Below are 12,395 nucleotides of genomic sequence, written 5' to 3'. Positions count from 1 at the left end.
GCATCTCGCCATAAACCCAATGCCCGCCCTTCCGAAGCGGCCCCTACCAGCTATTGGCCCCTACTTCCTTCCGCTGCGCTGCGGCCCGTGGAACCGGCCATTCGCTGCGACAGCGAGAACCGGCAAGTGTAGAACTGGAACTGTGCGGGACTTTGCTTCTGTTCGCCTTCCCGAACCGAAGGTCTGCTTCACCCAAATTCTGAAGCAATCCAGTCAACGATCCGCCTTATGCGCGCCTGTCCCAAATGGTCCTTTGACCATGAGACATAGAGCCCATCATCAGATGGGTCGGGATTGACCCAGATCTCCACAAGTTTCTTTGTTTGTAGATCGTTCTCCACCATGTATGTCGGTGCGATAGCAACGCCGTGACCACCGATAGCAGCATCAAGGGCTAAGGCGGATCGGTCGAAGTTGAGCAGCTTGTGCGTGTCACCATACCCGGTTTCATGGATCAGCTTTTCCCACCGCCGGTGCGCATCCTGAAGGAGCGGCAACGTCAGCAGTGTCTCCAGCCCAATCGGCCAATCCGGTCGCAGGAAATCAGGACTGCATACGGCAACGAGGCGGATGTCGGTCAAGCGGCGCGATCCGTGAGCTGTATTCGTGTCATGCGCTTCACCAGGCCAGATTGCGATCTCGTTCCGGGCCAGACTGCGCGCCAGAACCTGCTCATGGACCTGTGTGGTGAGAGACATGCTCGGAAATTTAGCCGCGAAAGCGTCCATCCGGGGCATCAGCCACTTCGTTGCGGTGGAAGAACCAAGGTGCAGCGTGATGCGATCACTGTCTTCGCCGATGCTCACAAAGGCAGTGTCGAGGATCGCCAAAGCGTCTTCCATCGCCGCATGACAGCGCTCACCTTCCGGAGTCAGCGAGACACCGCGTGCGCCACGCACGAGAAGAACAACCCCCAGCTCGATTTCGAGCTGCTTGATCCGCTGGGAGACAGCGCCACGCGATAGGTTCAGCTCCTCAGCTGCACGCTGTAGGTTCCCGTGCGATGCGACGACGGAGAATACCCGAAGCGCGTTCAGGTTCACATTCTTCATTCGATACCTCAAAGGCGATAGTTTTTCTAAACGCTGGTTGAATTATCCTGCTTTGTCAATTTGCTGCAGGTGGCAGATACAAGCGGGCAAGCAGCACTCAGCCATAACTACAAGAGACCTAGCGATGACGCAGACTATCCGTCCAGCAACACCCGATGACATGCCGCGCCTGGTCGAGCTCCTTATGCTGGATGCGCAGGAACGCCATGCAGAGGATACCATCCTCTGGAAGACGGCGGACAACGCGCCCGCCCATATCGAAAAGGCGCTGACAATTGCGCTGACGGCCGAGCAACAACCTTTTCGACAGTTTTGGCATGTCGCAGACGATGGGGGTCAGATCACGGGTGTCATTCATGCGATGATGCTGCCGGTCCCCCCAATCTATGCAGGCCCGTTCGGCGAGCCAGGACTGATCCTGCCCGACTCTTTTGTGGCAACCGATGCGCCAAGCGGCACTGTAGAGGGCCTGTTGGCCGCAGCCGAGGACGCCTTTCGGGAAGCCGGTGCCCGGATCAAACTGGCATCATACGTGGCAGGCGAAGCTTGGCGAACCGCGTTTGAGGCAAGCGGTTATGAGCCCCTGACACTTTATCTGTCACGCAGTGACCTTGGCGATCAGGGAATGCCGGTCAGAGTTCGGCAAGCGACGGAAGACGATATTCCAGGTATCGTTGAACGCAGTGCCGAGAACCGGCAGGTTCTATTTGACATCGACCCTTTCTGGGAAATTCATCCTGACGCTGATCCACGTTTTTCGGCCTGGATGACGCGGAGCCTGACACTTCGAGATCGGGACATGATGGTTCTGGGCGCGTCAGAAGATTTGCAGGGCTACATCATCGCACAGCCTGCCTCACGGCTGCACTTTCCTCCTGCCCACGACATAACGGGGACGGGTGTGATTGATGACTACTACCACCCTGAGTTGGCCAACCCGGCGGCACTTGACCGAGGGAGCGAAGGCTCCCATGCACTGTTGCGCGCGGCCGAGGCGGCGTTCGCCAACCGAGGTATGGGCGCCGCCTTTGTTGTCTGTCCGGCGGGATGGACATCCAAGATCGAGTTGCTGGAAGCTTCTGGCTACGAGACCGCGATGGTCTGGTCCATCAAGCGATAGAAACCGCCATACCGCTCAAGTTACAGCACGCCTCAACGGCTTTTTCACGCCGCCAAAGTGCGAACCCATATGTCTTTGAAAGGAAAAGCTCATGAAGTCAGAGCAAGCCATAGAGACGATCAGCAACGAATTACGCGATCTTTCCGCCGTTCGCGGTCTTTTCCTGAGCGGCAGTTTCGGCAATGGACGGGCAGATGCCTTTAGCGACATCGACTTCGTTCTGGTGTCGGAAGACGGTCCAACCGACGACGTCGCCGCAACATGGAAGGCCGCTGTCGCGCGCACCGGCGAAATCGTGATGTGGTGGGATCGAAACGTTCGCCCTGCGCTCATCAACGCCGTTACCGCAGACTGGACACGCACGGATGTGATTATCCTAAAGCCCGAACAGTTCGCAGCACACAATCAGGCAAGCCTTCGACCCCTCTTCGATCATGACAATCTTTGCGACCAGTTACCGAAGGAGCGACCACAACCGCAGGCTTCACCGGCGCGCCTGTTCCGTCAGATCGAGGAGTTCATTCGCATACTGGGGCTTCTGCATCTTGCGGTAGGCCGCGAAGAATACATCAACGGTGTCGCGGGTATCTTCCACCTGCGCACCAAACTGATCGACCTCATGGTTGACGAAACGGCCGCGCCGGATCGAGGCGGGGCGCTTCACTTGAACCGCCTGCTAACAGATGAGCAGAAGGCGTCGGTCACCGCCTTGCCTGCGCCTGTAGCAGAACGGGACGCGATGATCACAACACACCTCGCCTATGCAAGGGCGTACCTGCCCCGCGCTCGCAAACTCGCTATGAAAAGGGGAGTGGCATGGCCAGAAAGCTTCGAAACTGCGACTTGGAAAAAGCTCAATCAATCTCTTGGCGTGGTATGCCCTTATGATATCTCTGGTGGTCCCGCGAGTAAGGCTTAATTTGAGCGGATTTTGAACACTGCCACTCGATTTCCACAGGGAGGTACGCGATGAAACGCTTGATAAAGATATCCACACTACTGATCGTATCGACTACTGCCGCCTCTTTTGTGTACGGCGCGGTAGGGTTTTGGGACGCGGTTCGAGAGTCCGATGTTTACGCGGTGCGCGCAGACAGCCTGATGGCCGGTGGCCGAGGGCCAGCCGAACTAGGACAAAAGCGTCTTCGGCAACTTATCTTAGTTCAGGATCCAAATTACTATGAGCATAACGGGGTAGATTTTTCCACGCGAGGCGCCGGACTGACCACAGTTTCACAATCACTTGCTAAGCGGCTGGGTTTTGATGAGTTTCGACCCGGTATAGGTAAAATAAGGCAAACAGGCTTTGCCTTCGGTTTAGAAAACCAGCTGAGTAAGGATCAGATTCTGGCGCTTTGGCTCGATACCGTAGAAATGGGACGAGGACCTGATGGCTGGATGACAGGGTTCTTTTTCGCCAGCGAAAGCGTATACAACCGAACACCTGATGAGCTCTCTGACCAAAAATTTCATCGGCTGTTGGCAGTACTAATTGCCCCTGGCAGATTTCGCCTCACTGAAGTAGATGAGGACCTTCTAAACCGAAGCGAGAGGATCGCGAGACTAGTGGCGGGCGACTGTCGTGCAGAAGACAACAGCGATGTTTGGCTTGATGGTTGTGGATAACTCGAGTTGATGGATCGACGTTCGCTACACACGAAATAGACTGGGAAGGCGGGGACGAAGTGTGAACTCGCCCCGTTTGCTAGTAGGTCTGCGAGAAGGGCTTCTTTAGCGTTGAAAAATTGCTGCCGCGGCTGCAACCAAATCGGCATTCGATGTGGCCATGGACTGATCTTCGAGCAGGCATCCATCCTCAAGGCCAATGCGCGTAGACCATCGACTGATCCGCGCTTTGCGAACGAAATGCCAAACTGTTGAGTCAAATCCATGCAGCAGTGTGGGGCGCTGTACCCCGGCTTCGTTCAAGACGGCTTCAATACCGTTTAGCGTCGCTTCAGCCAGTTCAATGTCCTGCTCTTCAATTTCAAATAGGACGCGGAAGACCCTGTCACGTTGCGGCAGCGACACGAAACGCTTCGCGTCTCGAACTGAAGCGATGCCTGCTTCGATACCAACGCCTTTCGCTTCAAGTATCGAGAAGATTTCCGGCGCATCCGTCTCAGACAAGTTGACCGATGCATAGTCCGGCAGGTCAGACCACGTTTGGATCTGCTGCCTTGTCAGAGCAATGTCATTTGCGATCCATGAACCTGTTGATACACCAACCAGCGTGCCTGGGCAGGCGCTTCGGATGCCACGCATGAGTTCATCCACATGGGTAAGACTTTCATTTCTATCCGGGTCGCGAGGGTGGATATGCAGTTCTGCAGCTCCAGAAAAAATGCATGCTTCAGCATCGGCGATCATCGCGTCGGTCGTCAATGGCAGAGACGGGTGGTAGTCCACCGACCGGGCTCCATTTAGGCATGCTTGAACAATCATCTTTTCTACATGTCTCTCCGTAGTCCGAACTTGCGGACCTTTGCGCGACGCGCAGCAATTGTCAAAGAGGGGTTCATCGCGGCCATCGGAGGTGGCGCAGCATCCCAGGATCACCCCATGGGAGGGGCTGTCAAGGACGGCCCATTCCTGCCGTTCATGCGGTCAGGTCTTTGCCGCACCGCAATCCGTCAGACCAGACATTCGCCGCAGAAGCAAAATCATGAATTCGCCAAACATCTATACGGCAATAGATCGGCCGTCCGAACGCATGTTTCGAACGGCCGCTGATATGGTCATTCTTCAGGCCTCGTTTGGCGCAAGTTTATCACGGACGGGACAGCATGAACGCTGAGCCTAAGCGCATAGTCGATCGTGGCGGTCATATCTTCGATCGGAATCGGCACTTGATCTCCGAATGCGCCTGTCGCGATATCTTCCATGACTTCGGGTGTGGTCACATTGTCCGGGTTGATTACCGTCGCTGCGATGCCATGTGTTCTGAGAGACAGATTCAAGGCCTCTCCTACCCCTTGCAGACCAAACTTCGCTGCCGTGTTTGCGACCTCACGTGATCCCGTGTTCTGTACCCCTGACATAGACCCCATCAGGATGATCTTGCCGTTCTCCGCTTTCACAAGGTTCTTCGCCACGCCTTGCGCCAATAGGATCGGCGCAGTTAGATTGACAGCGATCATTTGAACGGTCTCTTCGACCGGGCTTCTGAGGAAATTGTATTCTTCGGTAAAAGCGCCTTTTTCCCACACACCGCCAAGAAACAGCAGACCGTCGAGGGGGCGGTCGCCAATAGCTTCCAGGACTTTCGAGATACCTTCGACAGTTCCGACATCTGCCTCGATCCAATGCCCGATACTGGCCGGGTTGCGCGATACTCCAAATATTTCTGCGCCTTGATCCGCGAGGTATTGAGCGGTTGCGCCGCCGATTCCGCGACTTGCTCCGATGATCAGATAAGTTGGCATGGTCAGGTTTCCTTTCTTTGGTTTGAAAGTTGAGTGAACGTCATGAGAAGGATGGTCACTGGGATGGCCCCAAGGACGATCCAGAGCTGCCAATCTCCCGTTAGATCGAGCATGACGCCTGCGGAAAACGGGCCAATCACTGCACCGAGCGTGTAGGCGGACACAGCCAGCGTGGTCAGCGCAGCGACGGGCTGGCCGCTTCGGGACCGGGCGACTTCAATCATCGCAAGTGTGTAAAGCGCACCGCCGCCTGCTCCGAAGGCAAAAGCAGAAGGCCAGAGCAGATTGGGGAACGAGTTCGCCCCACCAAGCAGTATTGCGCCGAAAACGAGAGTTAGAGCACAGACTCGATACTGTGTTGTGGATCTAAATCTGTCCGCAAGAAAGAAGATGGGAAGCTGGCTCAGTAGGGCGCCAGTTGCCAGAACACCCACCTGCATGGCGGCACTTTTAGATGACAGACCAGTCTCCAGTGCGATGTAGGGAAGGATGGCATTCAGGCCGACTTCAAACCATCCGCCAACCAGAGCGACCGCGAGGATCATCATAACCCCGTGCCAGACAACGCGACCTGCTGTATCATCTCGTGATCTCTCGATTGACGGCAATCTTCGCGGCTTCGCTCCTCCTGCAACAATGATCGCGAGCAGCATCAAGATAGTGGTCGCAATTACGAGACTCACATCAGAGGAAAAAAACAGCGCTGGAAGAAACGGGCCGAGCGCAAGTGAGACGCCAAGCCCTGACTGATAGATCGCCGTAAAGGACCCGATCCGATCGTCAGGCGCGTGGGCGGCGATCATCGCCTCCGTCGCCGTCCATGTCAGCGCAGACGCGATACCCAGCAGGGCCGCCAGTGCGACATAGGCCGGTAACGCAATGGACCCCGCCAACAAAAGGAGAAGCGTGGAAACCAGCGCAAGAGCCGCGACGACCAGCCCGACCAGATGCGCTGACTTCATTCCTATGCACCGCAGAATTTTCGGGGTGATCACAGACATCGCCAGGATCAGCACAAAAGGCGTCAAGCCGTAGATGGAAACAGCCGTTGCCGAGGCACCCGCCTCCCCAAGTCGCACAACGACCTGCGGTGTGAGCATGGCATAGGGAACCAGATAAAGGATCGTCGCCCCACCCATGCGCAGCAGGTCATTCCTTGTGCCAGATTGAAGATGTCGGTCAGTCATGACCCGAAAATGGACGCAGGCTGATAGGATCAGTAGACGCAACATGCTCGACATACTGTCGAGCCAAGCTCTACAATTGAGATATGGAACTGAATCGTCTCGAAGGTTTGACAGTATTCCTTGCCGTGGCAGAATGCGGGAATTTTGCTGCTGCTGGCTTGCAGCTTGGTCTCTCTCGATCTGCAGTAAGCCTGGCGGTTCGCCGTATGGAGGACCGTCTCGGCGTCACGCTCTTCACCCGCACCACCCGAAGCGTGGGTTTGACAGAAGCGGGTCAGCGGCTCTTCAATCTAGCCAGCCCACTTCTCGCTGATCTTGACGAGGGGCTTTCAGAAGCTGCTGACCTTGGCGCAGGCCCGTCAGGCACGCTAAGGCTGACCGTGCCCCGCATCGCGGTCCCACTCGTGATTGAACCCATCCTCGCCGAATTCGCTAAGGCCGCGCCGCGTGTCACTTTGGAAATTGTAGCAGATGACGGCCTCGTTGATCTTGCCCGCGACGGCTTCGATGCCGGCATTCGTTTGGGAGATCAGGTAGATGCTGATTTGGTTGGGTTGAACCTTACCGGCCCGTTGCCTTGGCAAATCGTCGGGTCTCCAGACTACCTCGCGACGCACGGCACACCCGAAACGCCCGAAGACCTGGTGAATCATTCATGTATTGGCTACCGCTACACATCCTCACCCCAGCTCTATCAGTGGGAGCTGTTCAAAAATGGTCGCCTGACCCCTTTCAGCGTGCAGGGCCGCGCAATCGTGAACGACTATGCCAGCAAGCCAGTCGCTGCACGACAAGGATTGGGGTTGGCTTACGATCTGGAAGCAACCTTTGCAGAAGATGTGCGCGCAGGCCACTTGGTGCCCGTTCTGACGTCCTACACCCAAACCTCAGAGGGCTTTTTCCTTTATTACCCGCACCGCCATCAGGTCATGCCGAAGCTGAGAGCCTTAATCGAGGTTGCCAAAAAACAGAGGCGTAGGTCGGCCAAAGTTGTGCCAAGCACTTAGCCAGAAAATCCCCCATTCTTTAGAAATGCGACCTCCTCCGGTGTGCTCGTCCGACCGAGGATTCCGTTGCGATGCGGAAATCGGCCAAAACGGGCAATGATGTCCCGATGGCCTTTTGCAGACACCAGATCTTCAGCGCTGAGCCAACGGGCCGTCTCTGCAACGGAAAGGTTCTGGTCTGCCAAGTTTTCCGAGTGCATGAGCGGCATGTAGATGAACTCACCAATATCAGCTCGCATGCGTCTGTCATCGCCGTTTGCAATGACACGGTGTACGATATTGACCGCCTTGTCGTCGCAAGCATATGCCCGCGGCCTGCCTCGGTGAATGTGGCGCGAAAACTGATCAAGTACGATGACAAGGGAAAGTGCTGCATCGGGACTAACGTTCTCCCAAGAGTCGTTTTCTCCCTTCGCAATTATGCGATGCAAATCACCGAACTGGTCGCGTACTAGGGTGTCGAAAGCATGATCCTTGGTCCACCACTTACCAGGACCGGCGTCGGCCCAGAAACTCAATATGCGATCCGGCGAAATCAACGGCAATGGGTCTCCATTTGAGCACTAGCATCGGCTCAAGTGGAGACCGGGGCAATAGCTTATGGAACTCCAGAGATTGATCCCTTTGACTTTATGTTCCCACGCAACATGGAGGTGGGATTCATTCTGGGCTTCAAAAAGGTCGGCCCATTCCGGACTTTTCTCCGCACATAAAGCTCTGCAGTGCAGCGTCACCATAGCGGCCATTCGTAAACCACGCAGCGATCTTGGTAGCGATCTTGGTTTGGCATGGTCGTGTGCAGCAACCTGCGCCAATGTCGCTAATGAGTGATCAAAGCTCTGGCCAAGACACTAACCTTGGCGAAGTAACTTCCATGATGAGCCCAACATGACATCCAATGCGCCAGCCTCTTCCAATGCGGATGCCCACAAGTACGGTGTGCTCTTCGTATTTGCGGCCGGTCTGCTGTGGTCGACGGTCGGTCTTGGTATTCGCCTGATCGATGACGCGGTCGTGTGGCAAATACTGCTCTACAGGTCGATCAGCCTGTCGCTGTTTCTCTGCGTGCTTATCCGCGTGCGGTCTGGAGAAAGCCCATTTGTTCAGATCCGCCGCACCGGCGCCCCTGCCATCATTGCGGGGCTATCATTGGTCGCGGCCTATTCTGGCGGTATCTACGCGATCCAGAACACGTCGGTTGCAAATGCAATGCTTCTGTTTGCAACCGCACCGTTTATGGCTGCGGTGCTCGGATGGATCGTGTTGCGAGAACCCGTCCGCACCGCGACCTGGATCGCGATCGCCGTCGCAATCGGCGGGATCGGGATCATGGTCGCCGACAAGTCCGGAAGCGTCGCTTTGAAAGGCAGCCTCGCCGCGCTTGGGTCGGCATTCGGTTTTGCTGTCTTCACCGTGGCGCTGCGATGGGGGCGCACAGGGGAGATGCTGCCGGCGGTCTTCCTTTCAGGCCTTTTCGCGATCTTCATCACTTCAGCCATATGCTTGGCCCTCGGTCTCTCCTTCGTGCTAAGTCCTCGTGATGGCGGAATTGCGATGGGCATGGGCGTGTTCCAGGTCGGGGCAGGTCTCATCCTCTACACATTGGGATCGCGCAGCCTACCCGCCGCAGAACTCGCCCTGCTGTCTTTAGCCGAAGTCCTGCTCGGTCCACTCTGGGTCTGGCTTTTTCTGGGGGAAACCGCGACCGAAAATACCCTGATTGGCGGCGCAGTTCTGCTCGCGGCGATTGCGGGCAATGCGATGTCAGGAAAGCGAAGAAAGCCACCGCCCATCACCGCACCATAAAATAGGAGCCAACGGCCCACAGCTGACCTTCGGCATGTTGTTAAGATGCTGCAACTGCAGACTACATGGCCGCCATTCGCTACGCTGCCAAAATCCGTGATTGGTCGAACTCACAGTATGCGGACAAAGCCGCCGTCTGCAAATACGAATTTTACGGTCGCACTGTGCGCTTTGCCGCAGCGGCAAAAAACGGCAATTGAAGATGTCTGCGCTGCGGTCACTCATACCGATAAGCGGCTAGTTTGGGCTGCCTTCGAACTTTCACATCTGCTCGCCACTAGTCTTCCCATTCGTACATTACTTCTCTAGGCAAGCTAAGAGCAGTTTTCGTATTGTTTGACTGAGCGGTTGTGTTTAGCTTCATCAAATTTGCACAGCGAAAGCGCAACATTTTCTGGAAAGTCAATCGGCGGCATGTCCTCCCACGCCCACACACCCCAAGCCTCGATTTCGTCAGTGTTTAGCGCGCCAGTGAAAACTGCGGAGGACACTTGAGCACCTCCAATCTCGACTTCGCGCAAATTTGAACCGGAGAATATGCTCCCAGTTAAATTTGCATCGGCGAATATGGCTTCGGACAAGTCAGCATGGCTGAAGTTTGCCTTAGTAAAAACAGAGCCTCTCAAGTTCGCCCCAGAAAGTGACTCAGAGAAAGTCAATTGATCAACTGAAATCTTGAACAGGTTTGAACGGCTCAGGTCAATTGTTCCAAGATTTGCGCCCCGCAACCACTCTAACTCAACCAAGTCACCCTGATCGAAAAATGAAGTTGGGGTGCCTGTCAGATCACTTCTCGCAAAATCCAGAGGTGGGGAAACTTGAGCGAAGTCCATCCCTTGCGCAAGAAGAAGAAGCAATAGTTGGCCTCTCTGTGGGCTATATGGGTCCGGCTCTTCAAGCGGTTCAATAGGGAACTCCCAGTATCGACCACTGGAATCCCACGGCGTCTCCGTTACTAAGTACGCTGCGTAGTCATCGGGATTTTTGTATGGTTCCGCAGAATTGACAACATTCTGAATCTGAGCGATCAAGCTTTGTGAAGGTTTCCATCGCCCGTCAGCGTCTCTTTCACTTTCTATCTCAGAGAAAAGAATCGGAAGCTGAGCTGAATAGATGGATGATATACGCGCGATGCGAGCTTCAAGCATTTGTCTATCAGCAAGTTGATTCTGACTTTGAATAAGCCGGTTTTGGATTTCAATTCGGTCGACCTGTCGGATTGCTGCCAGTGCCTGAACTAATGTAAGCGCAGCGGCCAAAGCCGCGATCCCGATGCCAAGAGCCACCGTTCCGCTCCACAAAAGAATAGCGGCGCGGACTACCTTAGCTAATTGTTCGGCAACCTGCCTTTGCGCAGCGATTCTTTGATCACTGGGGACGAACCTATCTATTGCAGATTGGATCAAAATTGGCGTCGCTGGGGCCGAATTGTCAGTTTGGTTGCGTTGCCGAGCAATCCACCAAACCCTCGCCAACAAAAAAATTAAGAGACCCGCTATACAAATTCCAAAAGCCACTACTATGCTGCGGTCAAGCACCAGCTCTGAGTAGTTAATAATGAGCAGTGTCGAACCCACTCCCAATGCAACGCCCAAAATGAGGGGAGTGAGACCGCCAAGTAGGCTCAAGATTCTTATAGCGCGATCAGCTTTCATCGAGATTTTCCATAATCAAATGACCAATTTAAAAAAGAGAGCTTTGCGTAAAATGCCCAAAGTACAGTGTAAGCTGATTAACGTCATTCGCAAAATGCACTGTTCCGCGACTGGCGACTCCTTAGAATGGAGTTAGACGTACTTGCCTTGGCCAAGGTCGGCTTCCTGCGCTACGCGGATACTAATGTGAGACGCAGTATTGGTTGATTTGGGCTCCAAGCAGACATTCGAAGCTCTGCCCAAAAAGTATGGTTGGTGACGGTTGTATCGGTCTAAGATGCGGAGAAAAATCTGACCGAAGTCCAATACTCTGCCTACCGTGACACTGCCAAAAACGTCCCCGAATGCATGATGATGTCGAAATGCTGCATCCCCTTTTTCAGGTCGAAACTGACGGCATGCCCGGCTTTGCGTAGCAGTTCCGCGTATTCCCGGCTTTGGCGGATGAACTCGGGCGTGTCCCTTTCGGCCACGGTCACGTGGTAGCGCGGGCCGGGGCGGGGGAGGTGGCGGATGGGCGACAGGTCGTTCACCTCGACCGGGGTTAGTTGCAGCGGGTCGTTCACCGGGGTCAGGCTGATCGGTTCCAGATCATAAACCCCGCTTATCAGGATCACATCACGCACCCGTAACCCGGCGCGGGCCAGATCGTTGGCTGAACGTGCCATGACCATACTGGCCAGGTGCGCGCCTGCGCTGTGCCCTGATAAGGTGATCCGCGAGGGATCAAATCCAAGCGTTTCGGCCTGCGAGGCCAGCCACAACAACGCGTTGCTGCATTCTTCGACCATATCTCCGATGCGGGCGCCGGGGGCGAGCGTGTAGTTCAGCGTTGCAAAAGACTGTTCGGCTTCGATCAAGGCCGGGGCCATCATTGCCGACTCGCGCTGGCTGAGCGCCTGCCAGTATCCGCCATGAATGAACACATGGAGCGGCGCGCCTGCGCCTTTGGCCGGGAAGAAATCCAGAACCTGAGTTTGGCTTTCGCCATATGCAAGGTTTTCTTGCACGGTCATTTGCGCGCGGTGTTGTGCACTCAGGGCGGCATAGCTGTTCAGATAGGGTGTGAGGTCGCCGCCAACCATAGAACTGGGGGAATATTCCTTCTCCAGCTCGGACTTGGAAAACCCGCGATACAGCATC

12 protein-coding genes are annotated in these 12,395 nt (G+C 55.3%); 5 read left to right on the top strand and 7 right to left on the bottom strand.

Features of this window, described 5'->3' with window-relative positions:
- Window positions 1-188 precede the first annotated feature (188 nt).
- Entirely contained in the window at window positions 189-1,052 is an 864-nt protein-coding gene (locus tag ACR0KG_RS18410) for a LysR family transcriptional regulator (RefSeq protein WP_480828087.1), read from the bottom strand.
- A 124-nt stretch (window positions 1,053-1,176) separates the two neighbouring features.
- Here ACR0KG_RS18410 and ACR0KG_RS18405 point away from each other — a divergent pair, with 124 nt between their 5' ends.
- The 3 genes from ACR0KG_RS18405 to ACR0KG_RS18395 all read left to right on the top strand — a co-directional run bounded on the left by ACR0KG_RS18405 (window position 1,177) and on the right by ACR0KG_RS18395 (window position 3,798).
- Window positions 1,177-2,172, top strand: coding sequence for an N-acetyltransferase family protein (locus ACR0KG_RS18405; protein WP_480828086.1), 996 nt, complete (start codon window positions 1,177-1,179; stop codon window positions 2,170-2,172).
- A gap of 91 nt (window positions 2,173-2,263) precedes the next feature.
- Complete coding sequence (locus ACR0KG_RS18400) at window positions 2,264-3,091, top strand: nucleotidyltransferase domain-containing protein (RefSeq protein ID WP_480828085.1); 828 nt, start codon at window positions 2,264-2,266, stop codon at window positions 3,089-3,091.
- Window positions 3,092-3,141: 50 nt separating this feature from the next.
- Window positions 3,142-3,798: a transglycosylase domain-containing protein gene (locus ACR0KG_RS18395; RefSeq protein ID WP_480828084.1), complete on the top strand. Its 657-nt coding sequence runs from the start codon at window positions 3,142-3,144 to the stop codon at window positions 3,796-3,798.
- Window positions 3,799-3,903: 105 nt separating this feature from the next.
- Here the strand turns inward: ACR0KG_RS18395 and ACR0KG_RS18390 are convergent, their stop codons facing one another.
- From ACR0KG_RS18390 to ACR0KG_RS18380, 3 genes are all read right to left on the bottom strand, one after another.
- Entirely contained in the window at window positions 3,904-4,617 is a 714-nt protein-coding gene (locus ACR0KG_RS18390) for a 3-keto-5-aminohexanoate cleavage protein (RefSeq protein ID WP_480544842.1), read from the bottom strand.
- Window positions 4,618-4,910: 293 nt separating this feature from the next.
- Window positions 4,911-5,597 (bottom strand): SDR family NAD(P)-dependent oxidoreductase, encoded by a 687-nt coding sequence (locus ACR0KG_RS18385; protein ID WP_480828083.1) that lies wholly within the window; start codon window positions 5,595-5,597, stop codon window positions 4,911-4,913.
- Window positions 5,598-5,599: 2 nt separating this feature from the next.
- Window positions 5,600-6,736 (bottom strand): MFS transporter, encoded by a 1,137-nt coding sequence (locus ACR0KG_RS18380; protein WP_480828153.1) that lies wholly within the window; start codon window positions 6,734-6,736, stop codon window positions 5,600-5,602.
- Window positions 6,737-6,867: 131 nt separating this feature from the next.
- On the opposite strand from ACR0KG_RS18380, the gene ACR0KG_RS18375 reads away from it, so the two are divergent.
- Window positions 6,868-7,791, top strand: a complete 924-nt coding sequence (locus tag ACR0KG_RS18375) for a LysR family transcriptional regulator (protein ID WP_480828082.1) — start codon at window positions 6,868-6,870, stop codon at window positions 7,789-7,791.
- On the opposite strand, the gene ACR0KG_RS18370 is transcribed toward ACR0KG_RS18375, so the two are convergent.
- Entirely contained in the window at window positions 7,788-8,336 is a 549-nt protein-coding gene (locus ACR0KG_RS18370) for a DUF924 family protein (protein WP_480828081.1), read from the bottom strand. The two genes, ACR0KG_RS18375 and ACR0KG_RS18370, sit on opposite strands and share 4 nt — an antisense overlap.
- A 343-nt stretch (window positions 8,337-8,679) precedes the next feature.
- Here ACR0KG_RS18370 and ACR0KG_RS18365 point away from each other — a divergent pair, with 343 nt between their 5' ends.
- On the top strand, window positions 8,680-9,597 hold the full coding sequence (locus tag ACR0KG_RS18365) for a DMT family transporter (protein ID WP_480550193.1): 918 nt from the start codon (window positions 8,680-8,682) through the stop codon (window positions 9,595-9,597).
- A gap of 314 nt (window positions 9,598-9,911) precedes the next feature.
- Here the strand turns inward: ACR0KG_RS18365 and ACR0KG_RS18360 are convergent, their stop codons facing one another.
- Window positions 9,912-11,252, bottom strand: a complete 1,341-nt coding sequence (locus ACR0KG_RS18360; protein WP_480828080.1) for a pentapeptide repeat-containing protein — start codon at window positions 11,250-11,252, stop codon at window positions 9,912-9,914.
- A gap of 314 nt (window positions 11,253-11,566) precedes the next feature.
- Window positions 11,567-12,394, bottom strand: coding sequence for an alpha/beta hydrolase (locus ACR0KG_RS18355; protein WP_480828079.1), 828 nt, complete (start codon window positions 12,392-12,394; stop codon window positions 11,567-11,569).
- Between the last annotated feature and the right edge of the window lies 1 nt (window position 12,395).

Source organism: Ruegeria sp. H4 (genome assembly GCF_056533065.1).
This window is presented reverse-complemented; position numbering and strand designations above follow the sequence as displayed.